19 protein-coding genes are annotated in these 19,310 nt (G+C 57.1%); 12 read left to right on the top strand and 7 right to left on the bottom strand.

All coding sequences use genetic code 11. The annotated features are described in order from the left end of the window. Positions 1-11: 11 nt before the first annotated feature. On the bottom strand, positions 12-515 hold the full coding sequence (locus tag ACR0JG_RS09295; RefSeq protein ID WP_370644441.1) for an Lrp/AsnC family transcriptional regulator: 504 nt from the start codon (positions 513-515) through the stop codon (positions 12-14). A gap of 99 nt (positions 516-614) precedes the next feature. Between ACR0JG_RS09295 and hppD the strand changes: the two genes are divergently transcribed. Beyond that, positions 615-1,712, top strand: a complete 1,098-nt coding sequence (gene hppD, locus ACR0JG_RS09300) for a 4-hydroxyphenylpyruvate dioxygenase (RefSeq protein ID WP_480569259.1) — start codon at positions 615-617, stop codon at positions 1,710-1,712. A 56-nt stretch (positions 1,713-1,768) separates the two neighbouring features. Here the strand turns inward: hppD and ACR0JG_RS09305 are convergent, their stop codons facing one another. Then, on the bottom strand, positions 1,769-3,655 hold the full coding sequence (locus ACR0JG_RS09305; protein ID WP_480569262.1) for a hypothetical protein: 1,887 nt from the start codon (positions 3,653-3,655) through the stop codon (positions 1,769-1,771). A gap of 164 nt (positions 3,656-3,819) precedes the next feature. Here ACR0JG_RS09305 and ACR0JG_RS09310 point away from each other — a divergent pair, with 164 nt between their 5' ends. After that, the gene (locus ACR0JG_RS09310) at positions 3,820-4,515 is read left to right on the top strand and encodes an SIMPL domain-containing protein (protein WP_170731912.1); all 696 of its coding nucleotides are present in this window, start codon (positions 3,820-3,822) and stop codon (positions 4,513-4,515) included. Between the two features lies 1 nt (position 4,516). Here the strand turns inward: ACR0JG_RS09310 and ACR0JG_RS09315 are convergent, their stop codons facing one another. From ACR0JG_RS09315 to ACR0JG_RS09325, 3 genes are all read right to left on the bottom strand, one after another. Continuing rightward, on the bottom strand, positions 4,517-5,227 hold the full coding sequence (locus ACR0JG_RS09315) for a GNAT family N-acetyltransferase (protein ID WP_170731914.1): 711 nt from the start codon (positions 5,225-5,227) through the stop codon (positions 4,517-4,519). A gap of 4 nt (positions 5,228-5,231) precedes the next feature. Then, a complete protein-coding gene (locus ACR0JG_RS09320; protein ID WP_170405113.1) occupies positions 5,232-6,524 on the bottom strand; it encodes an O-acetylhomoserine aminocarboxypropyltransferase/cysteine synthase family protein in 1,293 nt (430 codons plus the stop codon). 72 nt (positions 6,525-6,596) lie between these two features. Next, positions 6,597-7,592 (bottom strand): hypothetical protein, encoded by a 996-nt coding sequence (locus ACR0JG_RS09325; protein ID WP_480569268.1) that lies wholly within the window; start codon positions 7,590-7,592, stop codon positions 6,597-6,599. 152 nt (positions 7,593-7,744) lie between these two features. On the opposite strand from ACR0JG_RS09325, the gene ACR0JG_RS09330 reads away from it, so the two are divergent. The 3 genes from ACR0JG_RS09330 (at position 7,745) to preA (ending at position 11,221) form a co-directional block, all read left to right on the top strand. After that, positions 7,745-8,377, top strand: a complete 633-nt coding sequence (locus ACR0JG_RS09330; protein WP_480569271.1) for a cupin domain-containing protein — start codon at positions 7,745-7,747, stop codon at positions 8,375-8,377. Positions 8,378-8,536: 159 nt separating this feature from the next. Continuing rightward, a complete protein-coding gene (locus tag ACR0JG_RS09335) occupies positions 8,537-9,871 on the top strand; it encodes an NAD(P)-dependent oxidoreductase (RefSeq protein WP_480569274.1) in 1,335 nt (444 codons plus the stop codon). A 45-nt stretch (positions 9,872-9,916) separates the two neighbouring features. Next, complete coding sequence (gene preA / locus ACR0JG_RS09340) at positions 9,917-11,221, top strand: NAD-dependent dihydropyrimidine dehydrogenase subunit PreA (protein ID WP_170626034.1); 1,305 nt, start codon at positions 9,917-9,919, stop codon at positions 11,219-11,221. A 51-nt stretch (positions 11,222-11,272) separates the two neighbouring features. On the opposite strand, the gene ACR0JG_RS09345 is transcribed toward preA, so the two are convergent. Continuing rightward, the gene (locus tag ACR0JG_RS09345; protein ID WP_170610226.1) at positions 11,273-11,497 is read right to left on the bottom strand and encodes an N-(5'-phosphoribosyl)anthranilate isomerase; all 225 of its coding nucleotides are present in this window, start codon (positions 11,495-11,497) and stop codon (positions 11,273-11,275) included. Positions 11,498-11,531: 34 nt separating this feature from the next. Further along, on the bottom strand, positions 11,532-12,140 hold the full coding sequence (locus ACR0JG_RS09350; protein WP_170393378.1) for a TetR family transcriptional regulator C-terminal domain-containing protein: 609 nt from the start codon (positions 12,138-12,140) through the stop codon (positions 11,532-11,534). Positions 12,141-12,311: 171 nt separating this feature from the next. Here ACR0JG_RS09350 and ACR0JG_RS09355 point away from each other — a divergent pair, with 171 nt between their 5' ends. The 7 genes from ACR0JG_RS09355 (at position 12,312) to ACR0JG_RS09385 (ending at position 19,198) form a co-directional block, all read left to right on the top strand. Then, positions 12,312-13,562, top strand: coding sequence for a Zn-dependent hydrolase (locus ACR0JG_RS09355; protein ID WP_170405131.1), 1,251 nt, complete (start codon positions 12,312-12,314; stop codon positions 13,560-13,562). A 92-nt stretch (positions 13,563-13,654) separates the two neighbouring features. Further along, positions 13,655-15,109: a dihydropyrimidinase gene (gene hydA / locus ACR0JG_RS09360; protein WP_170393377.1), complete on the top strand. Its 1,455-nt coding sequence runs from the start codon at positions 13,655-13,657 to the stop codon at positions 15,107-15,109. A 55-nt stretch (positions 15,110-15,164) separates the two neighbouring features. Next, the gene (locus ACR0JG_RS09365; protein WP_170393376.1) at positions 15,165-15,962 is read left to right on the top strand and encodes an ABC transporter ATP-binding protein; all 798 of its coding nucleotides are present in this window, start codon (positions 15,165-15,167) and stop codon (positions 15,960-15,962) included. Then, positions 15,962-16,393, top strand: coding sequence for a GNAT family N-acetyltransferase (locus ACR0JG_RS09370; RefSeq protein ID WP_480569278.1), 432 nt, complete (start codon positions 15,962-15,964; stop codon positions 16,391-16,393). The genes ACR0JG_RS09365 and ACR0JG_RS09370 overlap by 1 nt, the downstream gene beginning before the upstream one ends. Next, on the top strand, positions 16,390-17,307 hold the full coding sequence (locus tag ACR0JG_RS09375; RefSeq protein WP_480569281.1) for an ABC transporter permease: 918 nt from the start codon (positions 16,390-16,392) through the stop codon (positions 17,305-17,307). Before ACR0JG_RS09370 ends, ACR0JG_RS09375 begins: the two co-directional genes overlap by 4 nt. Next, a complete protein-coding gene (locus ACR0JG_RS09380; protein ID WP_480569284.1) occupies positions 17,304-18,149 on the top strand; it encodes an ABC transporter permease in 846 nt (281 codons plus the stop codon). Before ACR0JG_RS09375 ends, ACR0JG_RS09380 begins: the two co-directional genes overlap by 4 nt. Positions 18,150-18,208: 59 nt before the next feature. Then, entirely contained in the window at positions 18,209-19,198 is a 990-nt protein-coding gene (locus tag ACR0JG_RS09385; RefSeq protein ID WP_170393369.1) for an ABC transporter substrate-binding protein, read from the top strand. Positions 19,199-19,310: the final 112 nt, after the last annotated feature.

Below are 19,310 nucleotides of genomic sequence, written 5' to 3' on the forward strand. Positions count from 1 at the left end.
CTTAAATCCGCTCAGGTCGGGAGCGGCGCGTCGCGTTTCAATTGGTCCATTACGATCTGGCTTTGCACCCGTGCAACTGCAGGATGCGGCAGGATCACTTCGTGAAGCAAGGTATTGAGTGCGGATAAGTCGTCACAATAGACGTGAAGCAGATAATCTGCCTCACCTGTCATCGTCCAGGCGCTGGTGATCTCGGGGCGGGTGTTGACCATGCGGGCGAAGCCTGCGGATTGTTCGGGACCATGAGTGCCCAGATGCACCTGAATGAACCCCTGAACCTGTAGCCCCAGCCTCAGCGGGTCCAGTCGTGCGGTGTACCCTGTGATGTAACCCTCGGCCTCAAGGCGCTGTCGGCGACGGCCCGCCTGACTGGCGGATAGATTCAGCACATCACCCAATTGCTGCGACGTCAGATGCGCGTCGCGCTGCAAAGCTGCGAGTATTCCGATATCAATCCGATCCAGCACGTGCGGCGTTTCCTCAAGATTTGCAATCAATATGCGGAAAGTACGCATCTAAACTTAGTTTATACGAAAACAATGCGCAGAAACAGCACTCATTAAGGCGTATTTTTGAGTCAGCAAAGAAATTCCTGTTTTCCGAGGAGACGCGCCATGGGTCCTTTCCCGCATAACGCCCCGAAATCTGTCATCAGCGAAGAAAACCCAGCCGGTACCGACGGGTTTGAGTTTGTTGAATTCGCACACCCCGAGCCGCAAGAGCTGCGAGACCTGTTTGCGCGAATGGGCTTCGACTATGTCGGCTATCACCGCGACACCCCCAAGGTCGAGCTTTGGCAACAGGGTGATGTAACCTACATTCTGAACGCGGATCCTGATAGTTTTGCAGCCAAATTCGTGGCCGAGCACGGCCCCTGCGCCCCTGCCATGGGCTGGCGCGTTGTTGATGCTCAGAAGGCTTATGAGCACTCGATCGCCAAAGGGGCTGAGCCCTATGATGGCGCAGACAAGACCATGAACGTTCCGGCGATCAAGGGCATTGGTGGTTCGCTGATCTACTTCATCGATCAGTATTATGACACCTCGCCCTACAATGAGGAATTTGAATGGCTGGAGCAGTCAAAACCGCGCGGCGATGGGTTCTACTATCTCGATCACCTGACCCACAACGTATTCAAGGGCAACATGGACAAGTGGTTCAAATTCTACGGCGACCTGTTCAACTTCCGTGAAATCCGCTTTTTCGACATTCAAGGTAAGTTCACCGGGCTTTACAGTCGCGCGTTGACTTCACCTTGTGGTCGCATCCGCATTCCGATCAATGAAGATCGTGGCGAGACCGGACAGATCGTCTCCTACCTGAAGAAGTACAACGGCGAAGGCATCCAGCATATCGCGGTGGGCAGCGACGACATCTACGCCTCGACCGATGCCATTGCCGAGAAGGGTCTGAAGTTCATGCCCGGTCCGAACGAGGCCTATTATGACATGTCTTACGACCGTGTGTCCGGCCATGATGAGCCCAAGCATCGGATGATGAAGCACGGCATTCTGATCGACGGCGAAGGTGTAGTTGATGGCGGTGAGACCAAGATTCTGCTGCAGATCTTTTCGAAAACAGTCATTGGCCCGATCTTCTTTGAGTTCATTCAGCGTAAAGGGGATGACGGGTTTGGTGAGGGCAACTTCAAAGCCCTGTTTGAATCGATCGAACGCGAGCAGATCGAGTCGGGTGAAATCTCGGCAGCCTAAACATGAATCAATGAAATCAACCGAGCGCCGTGTCTGACCGACATGGCGCTTTTTCTTTACCCGCGCGGCATCTTGAGCGTGATGTTCTTGCCGCGCTTCTGATAGCGCAACTCGCTGTCGCCGATGGCGATGACATTACCTCCGTCGATGCGATCGCCCACCTTCAGCTTTTTGTAGCGTCCGCTGGGCAGGCGGACCAAAGCACGGCGGTTTGCCGGGGTGCCGTACACGCCGATTAGGTTCAATTTGCGCAGGTTAATCGCGTTGTCGATGGTTGCTTGTCTCGCAACTGACGCGGAAGACGGAATTTTGGGATTGACCGTTCTGGGCTGGAACGAACCAACTTCATCGGCATTACTGGCCACATTTGCGGTCGAGGCCAGCGCTGCACTCCCAGAACTAGGTTGCCGTGTCGCGCGCGCCGTGATGCTGGCAGGCCTGATTTTTGGACGGGGTACCCGTACAACAGCCAGCGCAGTCGGGGTTTCATCGACCTGCGGAGGGGTTTGCAGAGACTCGGGCCGCAGCTTAGGCCGGACCGAGGCCAGCTCTTGCCGGGATCGACCGCCAAGTTGCTGGCGTTCGAATTGATCCACCAGATTTTCCGGGCGTGGCCGTGGGCGAAACGCCGCGAGTCTCTCATCGACCTCTTCTATGACAACGGGTTCTGTTTCGAACCTGGTTGGGGGTTCGGGGGGCACGGATGCGGGACGACCCAGATAAACCATCACACCGGCCGGGTTCAGCGTGCCTTCGGCACTTGGCGTCACAAGTCCGCGTTCATCCAGGTTGAACCGCTGCCCCGCTTGGCCTGGCAAAGAGATCGACTCAAAAGACGCATCTGTGTCGAGGCTGGCAAGTTCGGGTAGTGCGACGGAATCGGTCGACAGGTCCGAGCGATCGACCGATGTGAGATATTGATTATCCACGCCAGCCACAGGCGCTGGCTCCAGATCTGAAGGTTCAACGGGGGCGGTGCCGGTAAACTCACGAAACTCGGTTCTGCTCTCTGGCAGATCAGCGATGTCTTCGACCGGCTCCGGTTCAATCTTCAGTGCCTCGAGAATGGCCTCGTCCGTGGGGGTGAGCACCGGTTCTTCCTCTGCCACTTCAGGTTCTTGTGGGAGGCTTGCGATCTCGGTTTCCTGAGGTTCGGGTTGTGCCTGCGGTTCTGCAGTTGCAGTTTCTGGCTCTGGCTGCAGCTCGGGCTCTAACGGTTCGGCCACTTCGACAATTACGGGGTCAGAGCTGTTGTAAGACCAGACACCCAGCAACATTCCAACCACAACCGACGCTGCGATCGCAGGAATTGCAAAGCGTTTCAGATCCGTTCCTGTCTTGGCAGACGAGGGCGGTGCTTTGGTAGCAGGCTCAAATGCAGGGGGGGCAGCATCTTCAGCGATGGCGTGAACCGGTATGTCCGGCGTATCAACGGGTTTGGGGGCCGCAATCACAGCGTCCTCATCCACAATGATCGGCAGTTCCAGAAATGGCGCGTCCAAAGTATCGTTGCCGGTTGCGCTGACCCAGAATGCCTCGGGGATAAAGCCATGATCGGTGGCAAATGCGCTGGCTTCGTCCAGCGTTTGCTGGGCCACAGCGGCAACCGGGGTCTCAGTCCCCACGTCGCCCGCGACATAAGCCAGCTCTGATAGCTCATAGGGCGTGGCTGCGGCCAACGTATCCTTGACATTTTTCGCCGCTGCTTCGGTGTCCAAACCATCGGTGTCGACAACCAAGCGGCGCACCTGATCTGATGGAATCACAAGCTTGCAACTCAGGTCATTTTCCAGCGCGAATCCCTGATCCCGAAGGGCCTGCATCTGGTCCGCGAAATCCGACGCATCTAACGGAACGGTACCAATGCAGTACCAGTCTCCATCCGACTGATGATGCAAGGAAATGCCGTTTTCAGAAAATGACAGCGCAAAGGCGGGTTTCATAATCGCGATGAACCATAATTGTCGGCTTTTATGCAAACGCTTAGATGTCTGCCCGCCGAGATTAGAGCAGGAACTCGCCGAGGGAAAGAAAAAGGCACGTTTCCCCCTTGCCGTGTACGGGCCTGACCACCCATCTTGAGGGCAAGCATCAAGGAGGGATCATCTTGAAGACACTTGCTTTTTTGGCCGCCATGGCCGCTGCCACCGCGACGCTGCCCGCCCATGCGGAAGAACGTCGCATCTCGGTCAGCGGGACCGGTACGGCTCTGGTTGCACCCGATATGGCAACGATAACACTGGGCGTGACCAATCAGGATGCGCAGGCATCGGTAGCGATGCAGGCGACCTCGGACGCGGTGACGCAGATCCTCAAACGACTGGACGAAATGGGATTGGAGGCGCGCGATGTTCAGACGCGCGATCTTTCGCTTTCACCGGTCTGGTCGGGGCGCAGCAATTCCAGCAATGAGCCACCCAAGATCACTGGGTTCACCGCGTCCAACCGCGTTTCGGTACGCGTGCGGGATCTGGATAATCTGGGCCAGATCATGGATGCGGTCATCAAGGACGGTGCCAATGATTTCGGCAGTCTGAGTTTTGGCGTGCAAGAGCCCAAACCGCTTGAGGCTGAAGCACGGGCCAAGGCTGTGGCAGATGCGACCGAGAAGGCGCAGCAACTAGCGCAGGCGTCCGGGGTTACGCTGGGTCCCGTCCTATCGATCAACGACCACGGCGGTGGTGTTCGCCCGATGGCTCAGATGCGCGAGATGGCTATGTCGGACGCCGGTGGCGTGCCGGTCGCAGGCGGAGAGATTTCCGTTTCGGTCAATATCGCGATGGAGTTCGAAATCGCGGAGTAATCTACGATCCAACCCGGGCTTGCAGCGGTTGGCGCTGCCGGCCCGATGCATCGAAATTCCCCGGCGCAAGCCAGTTCTCGAATGCCGCGCGAATGCGCGGCCACTCGCTGTCGATAATCGAAAACCACGCCGTATCCCGGTTGCGTCCTTTGTAATGTGTCGCCTGCCGGAAGACGCCCTCGAACGTGAAACCCAAACGTTCAGCTGCGCGTTTTGATGGCGCGTTCAGGGCGTCGCATTTCCATTCATAGCGGCGATAACCAAGCTCATCGAACACACGGCGCATCATCAGATACATAACCTCGGTCGATTGCGGTTTGCGCTGGAGCAGGGGAGAGAAGTGGATATGGCCTACCTCGATTGAACCCGCTGCTGGTTCGACCCGAAGGTATGAGGCCATCCCCACGGGTACCTCATCCGCGTCGAGCACTGTATGAAACATCGGGTCCGCATCCACGCAGTTTGACTGCGCCCATGCGGTGAAATCAGCCTCAGAGTCGAACGGGCCGTAGGGCAGATAAGTCCAATTGTGGCCGTCCGTATCGTTGGCAAACGCCCGGTACAAGCCGGGCGCGTGCCTGTTTACATCCAGTGGCACAACGGAACAGAACCGGCCCTGCATCGGTGTGTAAGGCGGGGTGGGGCGAGGAAACTCGCCCGCGACCGGCAAACCGATGGGTTGACCCAGTTCATTTGTGTTGTGCCCGGTCATCGGATCAGGCGCTGGCTTTGGACAGAGCCTGATCGAGATCAGCGATCAGATCGTCTGCATCCTCGATCCCGATGGACACGCGCACCACTCCAGGGCCTGCGCCTGCAGCTTCCTGCTGCTCGGGCGTCAACTGACGGTGTGTGGTCGAGGCCGAGTGGATGATCAGCGACCGTGCGTCGCCAAGGTTGGCCACGTGGCTGAAGATCTCAAGCGCGTTCACCAGCTTTACGCAGGCGTCATAGCCGCCCTTGACCGCAAAGGTGAACAGGGCGCCCGCGCCGCGCGGGTAGTGCTTTTTTACCCTGTCGCTATAAGGCGAGGATGGCAGGCCAGCATATGTCACGTAATCCACACGGTCGTCTGCCTCGAGCCACGCTGCTATTTTCTGCGCGTTTTCGACATGGCGCTCCATCCGTAGCGATAGCGTTTCTATCCCCATCAGCGTGTAATGCGCCGCCTGCGGGTTCATCGTCATGCCCAGATCGCGCAGACCGATCGCGATGCCGTGGAAAGTAAAGGCGAGCGGGCCGAAGGTCTCGTGGAATTTCAGGCCGTGATAGGCGGGTTCGGGTTCGCTGAGCGAAGGAAACTTGTCATTTGCCGACCAGTCGAACTTGCCCGAATCCACGATGCAGCCGCCGGTCACGGTGCCGTTTCCGGTCAGGTACTTGGTGGTCGAATGCACGACCAGCGTCGCGCCCTGTTCAATCGGGCGGCACAGGTAGGGTGTGGCCGAGGTGTTGTCGACGATCAGCGGAATGCCTGCTGCATCGGCTAAATCCGCCAGAGCACGGATATCAGTGACATAGCCGCCAGGATTGGCGATGGATTCGCAGAACACCGCGCGGGTGTTTTCGTCGATAGCGGCCTTCACAGCGTCCAGATCATCGGTATCAACGAATTTGGCCGACCAGCCGAAACGTTTGATCGTCTGGCTAAACTGCGTCACCGTCCCACCGTAGAGGCGGGTCGAGGCGACAACATTGCAGCCCGGCCCCATCAGCGGGAACAGCGCCATGATCTGCGCTGCGTGTCCCGAGGAACAGCAGACCGCACCGACACCGCCTTCAAGCGTCGCCACACGTTCCTGCAGCACCGCAACAGTCGGGTTGGTCAGTCGCGAATAGATAAAACCCACTTCCTGCAGGTTGAACAACGCGGCGGCGTGTTCCGCGTCGCGAAATACATATGCCGTGGTCTGGTAGATCGGTGTCTGGCGCGCGCCTGTGGCAGGGTCGGGGCGGGCCCCGGCGTGAATTTGCAGCGTGTCAAAACCGTAGGTGGGTCCATCAGACATCGAGGAAATCTCCTGTTGGAATGTGTGTTGCTGAATCTCTAGGACATTGGCTCGCCCGGCACAATGTCCGCGTCACCGCAGCCAAAGCCCCTTGGACTTGATCGTTTTGCGAATGACCTGTTCGCGTGCGGGCAGGTTGTTTCGGTCGAACAATGCCCGGATCTTCGCACCCTTGCGCTGTATCACCAGCTTCTTCAGTGGATCATAGCCTTTGAGCACTTTTTTGATCTTGTTCGGGGCCACGACGGTTTCCAATACCTCGACCACATGATCGCTTTCGCGGGCGTAGAGCATCGGGAACAGGCGATAGTGGCAGCTGACCGACCCATCCAGCAGGCCCTCGGGCAGGGCATCCCGTCCGCCACCGAAGGAATGGATGACCAGCGGCAAGGCGATCTGATCTAGCCACGGGTTCAGAACTTGCCCGGTCAGTTCGGGGATTTCCTCGTCGCGAATGGTGCGGGCATAGCCCATAAACCGCTCACCAAATTGGCGGGGGCATTTGTAGAAGAAATAACCGGCGTTAAAATACAGGTAGCGCCGCCAATAACCCTCGGGCTGGCTGGGATCGAGAGAGCTTTCGAAATCCAGCCCGAACCGGTCATACAGTGCGCGCCAGATACCCTCATATCCTGGGCCGTAGAGCGTGGGTTTGGGCCATGTTCCCTCGACCCGAAGTGAGGCGCCGGGCTGTTCGAAATCGAACGGGACGTCGGAAATTTCGCCGGTGATCAGAGTGTCGGAGTCGAAGAAGACAAAGGGCTCACCCTCTGGCATCGCCAGCAAAGCTTCGATCTTGTTGCCATTGGGATAGCTCGAGCCAAAAGCATGAGACTCAAAAGGCAGAATCTCGGCACCCAGATGCTGCAGGGCTTCAAGAACTTCGGCATCCTGAATGCTGGGGTTCTGAGGCCAAAGAGGGCCAGGCTGTGGCACCCCCACGAACAGCCGACCTTTGAACCCTGATGAGCTGTGGCGCAGCGAGGCGGCGAAAAGCAATGCCTCGAATTGCAGCCGGTTGTTTTGCCCGATGATGAGGATGTTAAATGTCGCCGGGCTTGCCTGCATCGTGTTGCGCTTTCTGATCGGGCCGGTATTCGGCCGCTGCCTCAACCGGAAGTACAACAAGCTGTGAAGGGCGTCAAAACCCCAAACATGACCGGTTTGCAAATCCGGCTCGTGCTCACATCTAATGTGACAGCAACGCATGAGGATTGCAGATGCGGTTCAATGCAGATTTCACACAGCGGGTCGCCGTTCACTTTGATCAGACCGAATGGGTCGCGTCACCGGCTGCTGGCGTCGAACGCAAGATGCTGGACCGCATTGGCGAGGAAGTGGCGCGTGCCACAACCATCGTGCGCTTTGCCCCCGGCAGCGCGTTTTCGTCGCATACTCATGACGGGGGTGAGGAATATCTGGTGCTGGACGGAGTGTTCCAGGATGAAACCGGAGATTTCCCTGTCGGCAGCTATGTACGCAATCCCCCGACGTCCTCCCATACACCCTCGGCCAGCGAAGGCGCGACTATTCTGGTCAAATTGCATCAGTTCGACCCCGACGACCGCACCGAGGTTCGGCGCTCGATCAACGGGGGCGGAGATATCGATTTGTTCAAGGATGTGCATGAGGATGTCCAGGTGCAAACCTGGGGCGCGGGCGAACATATTGAATTGGACGCCGATAAGGGGTTTGAGGTCTTTGTTATCGAAGGTGGCTTTGCCGAGGCGGGCGAAGAATTTGGCACTTGGGACTGGTTGCGCTTGCCGCCTGGATCACGCTTTGCTGCTGTAGCAGCAGAGGGCGGAGCCCGTGTTTGGATCAAATCCGGCCACCTGGGTGGGATGGTCTGAGCCACCGCTGCCAACAAAATAGGCAATTTCTGACTGAATCCGGGCCATTCCGCCCGGATTTTTCATTTTTTGACCATTTGGCAAATTTTACCAATTGATAAAAAATCAGATTGTGGCAAGCTGGGGTCCATAACAAACATATCTACAGGGAGTAGAGTGATGGCACAGGGCCAGATGGCACCCGGGATCGTCTCCGGGCGGCTTTCCAGCGATGAGCTGACCTCGAATTTCACCGATCTGCATCCGCCACTGGCCCCGCACGAGGCCGCCGTGGCCGCCGATCGATGCTATTTCTGCTATGACGCGCCATGTGTGACGGCATGTCCTACGGATATCGATATTCCGTTGTTCATTCGCCAGATTCAGGCCGGGCAACCGCAAGCGGCAGGGCAGACCATTCTGGAGCAGAACATTCTGGGCGGCATGTGTGCCCGGGTTTGTCCGACGGAGACGCTTTGTGAAGAGGCTTGCGTGCGTGAGACGGCCGAAGGCAAGCCGGTCGAGATCGGACGTCTGCAGCGTTATGCAACCGATGATGTGATGGCCTCGGGTGCGCATCCGTTCGAGCGCGCCGCATCAACCGGCAAGACAATTGCCGTAGTTGGGGCAGGGCCCGCCGGTCTGGCCTGTGCGCATCGTCTGGCGATGCAGGGGCACGATGTGGTGATCCACGAAGGCAAGCCCAAGCCAGGCGGTCTGAACGAGTACGGGATTGCGGCGTATAAATCTACCAATGATTTTGCACAGGCCGAGGTCGATTGGCTGCTTAAAATAGGCGGGATCGCGATTGAGACCGGTTCGATTCTGGGAGAGACGATTTCTCTGGAAGGGTTGCAGGAGAACTATGACGCTGTTTTCCTGTCAATAGGACTTGCGGGGGTGAACGCACTGCGGGCTGATGGGGTCGATAAAGACGGGGTGCGCCCGGCGGTCGACTTTATCTCGGATGTGCGACAGGCCAGCGATCTGGTTGATCTACCTGTGGGTCGCAATGTCGTTGTGATTGGCGGTGGTATGACTGCCGTAGATGCGGCAGTGAAATCGAAACTGCTAGGCGCTGAGCACGTCACCATCGCCTATCGCCGAGGTCGCGACGCGATGGGTGCAAGCCGGTACGAACAGGATTTGGCGTCGTCGCATGGTGTTCGGATTCTCTGCAATGTTCAGCCGGTGGCTATTCACGGAAATGGTGCCGCAGCAGAGATCGAATTGGAGTATACTGCTAGCCATGATGGTCGACTGACCGGAACGGGTGAAACTGTCCGTGTGCCCGCCGATCAGGTTTTTAAGGCCATCGGTCAGACGCTTGACGGTGCGCCGGAAGGCCTAACGCTGGATGGCAATAAGATTGCCGTGACCGGGGCGGGACGCACTTCAATGACCGGTGTGTGGGCTGGCGGAGACTGTGCGGCAGGAGGCGAAGACCTGACCGTGACCGCCGTAGCCGAAGGTCGCGATGCCGCGATGGATATCCACGCTGCTCTGAGCGCGTGAAACTCAAAGACAAAGATGCAGAACTGCATCAGGGAGGCCGGATAAATGGCTGATTTAACATCAAACTTTCTTGGAATATCAAGCCCGAACCCGTATTGGCTGGCCTCCGCGCCACCGACGGATAAGGAGTACAATGTTCGCCGCGCCTTCGAGGCCGGATGGGGCGGCGTAGTGTGGAAGACCTTGGGGGCCGAGGGGCCTCCGGTCGTGAATGTGAACGGCCCACGCTATGGCGCGATTTATGGCGCGGACCGCCGGTTGTTGGGGCTCAACAACATCGAACTGATCACAGATCGGCCGCTTGAGGTGAACCTTGAGGAAATGGCCCGCGTAAAGGCGGATTATCCAGATCGCGCCCTGATCGCCTCGATCATGGTGCCCTGTGAAGAGGCTGCTTGGAAGGCCATTCTGCCGCGTGTGGCTGAAACCGGTGCGGACGGGATCGAGCTGAATTTTGGCTGTCCGCACGGGATGAGCGAGCGGGGTATGGGGTCTGCCGTCGGGCAGGTGCCGGAATACATCGAAATGGTGACCCGTTGGTGCAAACAGTATTACGACCGCCCAGTTATCGTGAAGCTAACGCCGAACATTACGGATATCCGCAAACCTGCGGCGGCGGCGAAGAATGGGGGCGCGGATGCGGTATCGCTGATCAATACGATCAACTCGATCACCAGTGTCAATCTGGACACGTTCAGCCCCGAACCCTCGATTGACGGTAAAGGCAGCCATGGTGGCTACTGCGGACCGGCGGTGAAACCAATCGCGTTGTCGATGGTGTCCGAGATTGCGCGGGCCAAAGCCACGCATGGGCTACCGATCTCAGGCATCGGTGGCGTCACCACTTGGCGCGATGCAGCAGAGTTTATCTCGCTGGGTTGCGGCAATGTTCAGGTCTGCACTGCAGCGATGACCTATGGGTTCAAAATCATCGATGAATTGACGGCTGGCTTATCAGAATGGATGGATGAGAAAGGCTATGCCAATATCGACGAAGTGATCGGACGCGCAGTGCCCAATGTGACGGATTGGCAATATCTGAACCTCAACTACATCGCCAAAGCGAAGATCGATCAGGATCAGTGCATCAAATGCGGTCGCTGTTTTGCAGCCTGTGAAGATACCAGCCATCAGGCGATTTCGATGTCGGCGGATCGGGTGTTCGAGGTTATCGACGAGGAATGCGTGGCCTGCAATCTTTGCGTGGATGTGTGCCCTGTAGAGGGGTGTATTTCCATGGAGCCGATGGCCGCCGGAGCGGTTGATCCGCGCACAGGCAAGGTCGTTGATCCTGAATATGCCAATTGGACGACACACCCCAACAACCCCATGGCGAAAGCGGCGGAGTAGTCAGAGATTTTTCGTCGAAAAATCTTGGCGGAGAAAATTCGACGAATTTACTCAGAACAGAATGTCGATGGGTCCGTTGTGGCAGATGATGACATATTGATTGGCGGTGCGGATCAAATGGTATCCGCGCCGTTTCACTTCTGCCTGAAAAGCCGCGTGACCAACCTCGCGTTCGACCCAAGCAACTGAGCGTCGTACAACAGCTCCCGTTCGAGCAGATCGGGACGAGAAAAGCTGGGTGATCCAAGGCTCGGGATCTGAGCGATACGTCTTCATGCTCCGAGCTTTTCTCAAAAGGGTTAAGTGTCTCTTAAGGTGTAAGCAGTTTTCGATAGAGCGTTTCCACGAACGGAACTGCGCCTTCGAATGGGTCTTCTTCCCCAAGAATTGCCCGGACTTGAACATCGAAATCCGCATAATGCTGTGTCAGTGCCCAGATCGAGAAAATCAGATGATAGGGATGGACTCGTGCAATTTTGCCCTGAGCCATCCAGCTTGTCAGAATCGTGGTTTTTTCATCGACCAGTTTTTTGAGATCGCTGGACAAAGCTTCATGAATGCGCGGCGCGCCCTGAACAAGCTCATTGGCAAAGAGGCGGCTCTCGCGCGGCAGGTCGCGGCTCATCTCAAGCTTGCGTTGGATATAAGACAGTATTTCTTCCAGCGGGTCGCCATCCTCATTCAACGCGTGCAGGGGAGCGAGCCAGACTTCAAGCAGACCCGACAACAGGGCTGTATGGATCGCTTCTTTCGATGGAAAATAATAGAGCAGGTTGGGCTTGCTCAGCCCCGCCTCGGCTGCAATTTGGTCGACGGTTGCGCCGCGAAAACCGTGGGCTGAGAACACATTCAGGGCCGCCTCGAGAATCGCTGCTCGGTTCTTTTGCTGAATCCGGGTTGGGGCGCGGTCTTTGGGCATGTTCACCTGTTGTCCTTTTTTCGGCCAGTTGGGCGTCAATTATGTCGAAAATTCCGGCAGGCCACTGCAATTTCTTGACTGATGTCGAACCCGTGATAGCGTGAGTTTGACCAGATGGTCAAATCAAGACACCAAAAGCGAGCCAAATCGCAAGCAACAGGGAAGAACAAGATGGCAGCTCCGGCGCAGAATCTCAGGATCAATGGCGACAGGTTATGGGACAGCCTGATGGAGATGGCCAAGATCGGCCCAGGCGTCGCGGGTGGGAACAACCGTCAGACGCTAACGGACGAGGACGCCGACGGGCGCGCGCTGTTTCAGAAATGGTGCGAGGATGCCGGTTGCTCGATGGGGCTGGACCAGATGGGCAATATGTTTGCCCGACGAGAGGGAGCGGACCCCGAGGCTCTGCCGGTTTATGTAGGGTCGCATTTGGATACGCAGCCCACAGGTGGCAAGTATGATGGCGTTCTTGGCGTGCTTGGTGGGCTGGAGATCATTCGCACGCTGAATGACTTGGGCATCAAGACCAAGCACCCTATTGTGGCCACCAATTGGACCAACGAAGAAGGAACGCGATATGCCCCGGCGATGTTGTCTTCGGGGGTGTTTGCCGGAATGCACACTCAGGACTGGGCTTATGCACGTGAGGATGCCGAAGGAAAGAAGTTCGGGGATGAACTGAACCGCATCGGTTGGCGCGGCGATGAAGAGGTTGGTGCGCGCAAGATGCACGCTTTCTTTGAGTTGCACATTGAACAGGGCCCGATTCTGGAAGCTGAAGGTAAGGATATTGGCGTTGTAACCCATGGTCAGGGTTTGAGCTGGACCCAGGTTACCGTGACCGGCAAGGATGCGCATACTGGGTCTACACCGATGCCGATGCGCAAGAATGCCGGGCTGGCGATGGCGCGTATTCTTGAGAAAGTGGACGAGATTGCATGGTCGCATGCACCTCATGCCGTGGGTGCGGCGGGGCATATCGATGTCTATCCGAACTCACGCAATGTGATCCCTGGAAAGGCAGTGTTCACGGTCGATTTTCGCTCGCCCGAGTTGGACGTGATCACTGATATGGAGAACCGTCTGCGAGTCGCAGCTGAAGATATCGTCGAAGAGATGGGGCTGCAGATCGAATTCGAGAAAGTGGGCGGTTTCGATCCGGTGAAGTTTGATGAAGGTTGCGTGGCGGCGGTGCGCGATGCGGCTGAGCGGTTGGGGTATTCGCATACGGATATCATCTCGGGCGCCGGGCATGATGCCTGCTGGATCAACCGGGTAGCGCCAACGGCGATGGTGATGTGCCCATGCGTTGATGGGTTGAGCCATAATGAAGCTGAGGAGATCAGCAAGGATTGGGCTGCAGCCGGGGCGGATGTTCTACTGCATGCGGTCGTCGAGACGGCTGGGATCGTGGAATAGGGGGCTCTGCCCCCGTCGCCCGATGGGCGGCTCCCCCGGGGTATTTTTAGCCAGATGAAGCAAGCGGCGCAGACCGCATCAGGGAGTTTAACATGAGCACTGTAATCAAGAACGGAACCGTTGTGACCGCTGATCTGACCTATAAGGCGGATGTAAAGGTCGAAGGTGGTGTGATTACTGAGATTGGGCCGGACCTGCGAGGTGATAAGGAACTTGATGCATCGGGCTGTTATGTCATGCCCGGAGGGATCGACCCGCACACGCATCTGGAAATGCCGTTTATGGGAACCTATTCCAGCGATGATTTCGAAAGCGGAACACGCGCAGCGCTGGCAGGCGGGACCACGATGGTTGTGGATTTCGCGTTGCCTAATCCGGGCGAAAGCCTGTTGGACGCCCTGAAGCGTTGGGACAACAAGTCTACGCGCGCGAACTGTGATTATTCGTTCCATATGGCGGTGACCTGGTGGGGCGAGCAGGTGTTTGACGACATCAAAACCGTCATCGAGACGCGTGGCATCAATACGTTCAAGCATTTCATGGCCTATAAAGGCGCGCTGATGGTGAACGACGATGAGCTGTTTGCTTCGTTCAAGCGTCTGGCCGAGTTGGGTGGCACCGCGATGGTTCATGCCGAGAATGGCGATGTGGTTGCAGAACTGAGTGCGAAGCTATTGGCAGAAGGTAATACCGGGCCAGAGGCGCATGCCTATTCCCGCCCGCCACAGGTGGAAGGTGAGGCAACCAACCGCGCGATCATGATCGCGGATATGGCGGGCGTACCGCTCTATGTGGTGCATACTTCCTGTGAGGAGGCGCATGAGGCTATTCGACGCGCCAAGATGCAGGGCAAACGGGTTTGGGGCGAGCCTTTGATCCAACACCTAACATTGGATGAAAGCGAGTATTTCCATCACGATTGGGAGCATGCGGCACGGCGAGTCATGAGCCCTCCGTTCCGGAATAAGCAGCATCAGGACAGCTTGTGGAACGGTTTGCAATCGGGAACTCTGAGCGTCGTGGCCACGGACCATTGCGCCTTTACGACCGAGCAGAAACGATATGGCGTGGGTGATTTCACCAAAATCCCGAACGGGACCGGAGGGCTGGAGGATCGGATGCCGATGCTTTGGACGCATGGGGTGAATACCGGGCGATTGACGCCGAATGAGTTCGTGGCTGTTACTTCAACTAACATCGCCAAGATATTGAATTGTTATCCGAAAAAAGGTGCGGTTCTCGTGGGAGCGGATGCTGATCTGGTGGTTTGGGATCCGGATAAGGCCAAGGTGATCTCGGCTGATACGCAGCAGTCGTCGATCGACTACAACGTCTTCGAGGGCAAGGAGGTGCGAGGGCTGCCTCGGTTCACGCTGACCCGCGGTGCGGTGGCTGTACATGATGGCGAGATTCAGACTCAGGAAGGGCACGGTAAGTTCGTGGCACGTGAGGCCAATACCCATGTGAACAAGGCGCTGAGCACCTGGAAAGAGTTGACAGCGCCCCGGCCTGTTGAGCGGACAGGTATACCGGCAACGGGAGTATAAACCCCTTGGGTCGCCTTTCTGGCGACTCGGGTCTGAGCTTCTTCAAGGCAATGGAATGAATACAGAAAATACTACTCAGCCCGTTATTGAGGCAAGGCAGCTGGATCTTACATTTCAGACGAATGATGGGCCTATTCATGCGCTGAAAGATGTGAACTTGTCGATTGGCAAGGGGGAGTTCGTTAGTTTTATCGGCCCCTCGGGCTGCGGCAAGACGACGTTCCTGCGCTGTATCGCAGCGCTGGAAACACCGACCGGCGGGACCCTGACCGTGAATGGCATGACGCCTGACGAAGCACGGCGAAAGCGCGCTTATGGGTATGTGTTTCAGGCGGCCGGGCTCTACCCGTGGCGGACCATTGCAAAGAACATCAAGCTGCCGCTTGAGATCATGGGCTATTCCTCCTCCGAGCAGGAGGAACGCGTTAGAAAGGTTCTGGAACTTGTTGATCTTGATGGATTTGGCGGTAAGTTCCCCTGGCAGCTCTCGGGCGGGATGCAACAGCGGGCCAGTATCGCGCGGGCCTTGGCATTTGATGCGGATATTCTGCTGATGGACGAGCCGTTCGGTGCGCTCGATGAGATCGTGCGCGACCATCTGAACGAACAGCTTCTGGCATTATGGGCGCGCACCGAGAAGACCATCGGTTTCGTGACACATTCGATCCCCGAAGCGGTGTATCTCAGCACCAAAATCGTGGTAATGAGCCCTCGGCCCGGCCGGATCACGGATGTGATCGATAGCCCTCTGCCGAAAGAGAGGCCTCTGGATATCCGTGACACGCCCGAGTTTATCGAAGTCGCCCACCGCGTGCGAGAAGGATTGCGAGCGGGTCATGGGGATGATGTGTGATGGCGGATAAAGGCATCAGACGGGCATCCCGCGAAGATGTGGGGGATTGCGCGCGCATCATCGCGACTTGGGCCGCGCAGACCGATTGGATACCCGAGGAATTGCCAGAAGAAAAGCTGGCGGATCTGATCCTTGAGGCGTTTCCGAACAGGGACATCTGGATCGCAGGTGATCCGATTGATTGCTATTTGTCTGTCGATCCGGTCGAACATAAGGTTGGTGCGCTGTATTGTTTGCGCACTGGGCAGGGCATCGGCAAGCAATTGCTGGATAAGGCGAAGGAGGGGCGCGACCATCTTTGGCTGACTACACATGTGCCAAATGTCGACGCGCAACGGTTTTATCGGCGCGAGGGCTTTGTTGAGACGGGAAGAGAGCCTCCGGTACCACCTGACACAGTGCCTGTCATTCGGATGGAGTGGCACGCATGAAGCAGATCATTGCAGTCCTCACCGTGATCGCCGCCATTGTCGTTGTCTGGTACGCGGCCTGTATTCCTATGAATATCAAAGGGGTTCTGACCGAACAGGAGCGCGCGGGTGCTGAAGTCCAGCCACCTTCAGCCAAGGATCGCCGGGACATGGGGGAGATCGGTCTGGCCTTGAACAACGCGTTTGCAGTCCCAGCTACATGGGAGCAGGACCGCCCGCGGCTGCCTGCACCGCATCAAGTTGGGATTGAGCTGTGGGAAACCACGATTGAGAAAAAAATCACCTCGAAACGCTCTCTGATTTATCATGGCTGGGTCACGCTGAGCGCCACGATGCTGGGTTTTGCTATCGGAACCGGGTTGGGCATCCTACTGGCGGTCGGGATCGTGCACAGTCGGGTGATGGATCTGTCGGTGATGCCCTGGGCGATCGTCAGCCAGACCATTCCTATCATTGCGCTGGCTCCGATGATCATTGTCGTTCTGTATTCTGTCGGGGTTCAGGGGATCATTCCTAAGGCGATCATTTCGGCGTATCTGAGTTTCTTCCCCGTCGTCGTAGGCATGGTAAAAGGGTTGCGCAGCCCGGATGCTATGCAGTTGGATTTGCTGCGAACCTACAATGCCAGCCGTTCGCAGGGGTTTTGGAAACTGCGCCTGCCGGCCTCGATGCCCTATCTCTTCACATCGCTGAAAATTGGCGTCGCTGCTTCGCTGGTCGGGGCCATTGTTGGAGAACTGCCGACCGGGGCTGTTGCCGGGTTGGGTGCACGGCTGCTGGCCGGTAGCTACTATGGCCAGACGGTACAGATCTGGTCGGCGCTGTTTGCTGCAGCCATTCTCGCCGCCTGTCTCGTCGGGTTGCTGGGGCTGATCGAGCGGACCGTCCTGAAACGAATGGGGATGGCACAATGATACCTATTCTTGGTGCAATCGCAGTCTGGTTATTGGGCTGGTGGGTGAACAGCCGTCTGGCCAGCGGACCCTATTCTGACACACGGATGGTGCGGATTCTTGCGCCCCTGATCTTCGGTCTGACCGTGATTGGCATCTGGGAACTGGTGGTGCGTGGACTAGAAGTGCCCTTGGTCATCCTGCCCGCACCATCAGTCATCTGGGACCGTTTCTGGGACAGTTTGCCGACACTTTGGGCTGACTTTGTTCAAACGATCATCAAGGGAGCACTCAGCGGCTACATCATCGGCTGCGGTTCGGCCTTTCTCATGGCAATTGCCGTGGATAGATGGGATTTCCTGCGCCTCGGGCTTCTTCCCGTCGGCAACTTCGTTGCAGCGCTGCCTATCGTGGGCACCGCACCCATTCTAGTGATGTGGTTCGGGTTCGACTGGCATTCCAAGGCGGCGGTCGTCGTAGTGATGGTGTTCTTCCCGATGCTGGTGAACACGGTGGCAGGGCTGCGCGAAGCCACAACGATGCAGCGCGATCTGATGGAGACCTATGCCGCCACCTATTGGCAGAGCTTCCTGAAACTTCGCCTCCCCGCCGCGATGCCGTTTATTTTCAACGGGCTAAAGATTTCTACCACTCTGGCGCTGATCGGCGCTATCGTGGCTGAGTTCTTTGGCTCCCCGACATTGGGCATGGGCTTTCGGATATCGACCAGCGTCGGGCAATTGTCGCTGGATATGGTGTGGGCCGAGATCGTAGTGGCCGCGCTGGCGGGGACGGCCTTCTATGGCGTAGTGGCGATGATCGAAAAGGCGGTGACCTTCTGGCATCCGTCGCAGCGAGGATAAAGGAATAATTCAACAGACCCCATAAACGGGGCAAACATAAGCAACTAGGAGATATGAAGATGAAGAAGCTACTCAGTGGGGCGGTTGCGGCCTTTAGCCTGGCAGCCAGTGCGACACTTGCTGCGGATGAGGTGACACTGCAATTGAAGTGGGTCACGCAAGCGCAGTTTGCGGGCTATTATGTGGCAAAAGACAAAGGGTTCTACGAAGAAGAGGGGCTGGACGTCACCATTCTGCCCGGTGGTCCTGATATTGCGCCCACACAGGTGATCGCAGGTGGTGGAGCAGACGTTACGGTGGAATGGATGCCGGCTGCACTTGCTGCGCGCGAAAAGGGTCTGCCTCTGGTGAACATCGCGCAGCCTTTCAAGAGCTCGGGCATGATGCTGACCTGCTGGAAAGATGCGGGGATTGCCTCGCCCGAAGATCTCAAAAATCGCACGCTGGGAGTCTGGTTCTTCGGCAACGAATTCCCGTTCATGAGCTGGATGAGTCAGCTGGGAATCGGCACCGATGGCAAAAGCGACAGCGGTGTCGAAGTGCTGAAACAAGGCTTTAACGTCGACCCGCTGCTGCAGCGTCAGGCCGATTGCATCAGCACCATGACCTACAATGAGTATTGGCAGGTCATTGATGCCGGTGTCACGCCTGAAGAACTGGTAACCTTCAAATACGAAGATCAGGGCGTCGCCACGCTTGAGGATGGTCTATATGTGCTTGAAGAAAATTTGAGCGATGCGGCCTTCACCGACAAGATGGAACGGTTTGTCCGTGCCTCGATGAAGGGTTGGAAGTACGCCGAAGAGAACCCGGATGAAGCCGCCGAGATCGTTCTCGAAAACGATGCGACCGGTGCCCAGACCGAGGAGCATCAAAAGCGCATGATGGGCGAGATTGCCAAGCTGACCGCAGGGTCGAACGGGGCGCTGGATCCAGCCGATTTCGACCGCACGGTTGATACCCTGCTGGCGGGTGGATCTGATCCGGTTATCACCAAAAAGCCTGAAGGGGCATGGACACATCAGATCACCGACGCTGCGCTGAACTGAACCAGCTACAGCAAAAGACGTGCCAATCAAACGCGGCCCTGACGGGGCCGCGTTCTTAGTTTTGAATGTCGAATTTGTGCCTGTACTTGCTGGCCAGAACCTTTAGTATTTC

It is taken from the genome of Ruegeria sp. AD5 (genome assembly GCF_056542345.1).

Excerpts from the sequence above, each read along its gene's own strand:
- ACR0JG_RS09295 (WP_370644441.1), bottom strand. The coding sequence starts at position 515 with ATGCGTACTTTCCGCATATTGATTGCAAATCTTGAGGAAACGCCGCAC.
- hppD (WP_480569259.1), top strand. The coding sequence starts at position 615 with ATGGGTCCTTTCCCGCATAACGCCCCGAAATCTGTCATCAGCGAAGAA.
- ACR0JG_RS09305 (WP_480569262.1), bottom strand. The coding sequence starts at position 3,655 with ATGAAACCCGCCTTTGCGCTGTCATTTTCTGAAAACGGCATTTCCTTG.
- ACR0JG_RS09315 (WP_170731914.1), bottom strand. The coding sequence starts at position 5,227 with ATGACCGGGCACAACACAAATGAACTGGGTCAACCCATCGGTTTGCCG.
- ACR0JG_RS09320 (WP_170405113.1), bottom strand. The coding sequence starts at position 6,524 with ATGTCTGATGGACCCACCTACGGTTTTGACACGCTGCAAATTCACGCC.
- ACR0JG_RS09325 (WP_480569268.1), bottom strand. The coding sequence starts at position 7,592 with ATGCAGGCAAGCCCGGCGACATTTAACATCCTCATCATCGGGCAAAAC.
- ACR0JG_RS09330 (WP_480569271.1), top strand. The coding sequence starts at position 7,745 with ATGCGGTTCAATGCAGATTTCACACAGCGGGTCGCCGTTCACTTTGAT.
- ACR0JG_RS09335 (WP_480569274.1), top strand. The coding sequence starts at position 8,537 with ATGGCACAGGGCCAGATGGCACCCGGGATCGTCTCCGGGCGGCTTTCC.
- preA (WP_170626034.1), top strand. The coding sequence starts at position 9,917 with ATGGCTGATTTAACATCAAACTTTCTTGGAATATCAAGCCCGAACCCG.
- ACR0JG_RS09345 (WP_170610226.1), bottom strand. The coding sequence starts at position 11,497 with ATGAAGACGTATCGCTCAGATCCCGAGCCTTGGATCACCCAGCTTTTC.
- ACR0JG_RS09350 (WP_170393378.1), bottom strand. The coding sequence starts at position 12,140 with ATGCCCAAAGACCGCGCCCCAACCCGGATTCAGCAAAAGAACCGAGCA.
- ACR0JG_RS09355 (WP_170405131.1), top strand. The coding sequence starts at position 12,312 with ATGGCAGCTCCGGCGCAGAATCTCAGGATCAATGGCGACAGGTTATGG.
- hydA (WP_170393377.1), top strand. The coding sequence starts at position 13,655 with ATGAGCACTGTAATCAAGAACGGAACCGTTGTGACCGCTGATCTGACC.
- ACR0JG_RS09365 (WP_170393376.1), top strand. The coding sequence starts at position 15,165 with ATGAATACAGAAAATACTACTCAGCCCGTTATTGAGGCAAGGCAGCTG.
- ACR0JG_RS09370 (WP_480569278.1), top strand. The coding sequence starts at position 15,962 with ATGGCGGATAAAGGCATCAGACGGGCATCCCGCGAAGATGTGGGGGAT.
- ACR0JG_RS09375 (WP_480569281.1), top strand. The coding sequence starts at position 16,390 with ATGAAGCAGATCATTGCAGTCCTCACCGTGATCGCCGCCATTGTCGTT.
- ACR0JG_RS09380 (WP_480569284.1), top strand. The coding sequence starts at position 17,304 with ATGATACCTATTCTTGGTGCAATCGCAGTCTGGTTATTGGGCTGGTGG.
- ACR0JG_RS09385 (WP_170393369.1), top strand. The coding sequence starts at position 18,209 with ATGAAGAAGCTACTCAGTGGGGCGGTTGCGGCCTTTAGCCTGGCAGCC.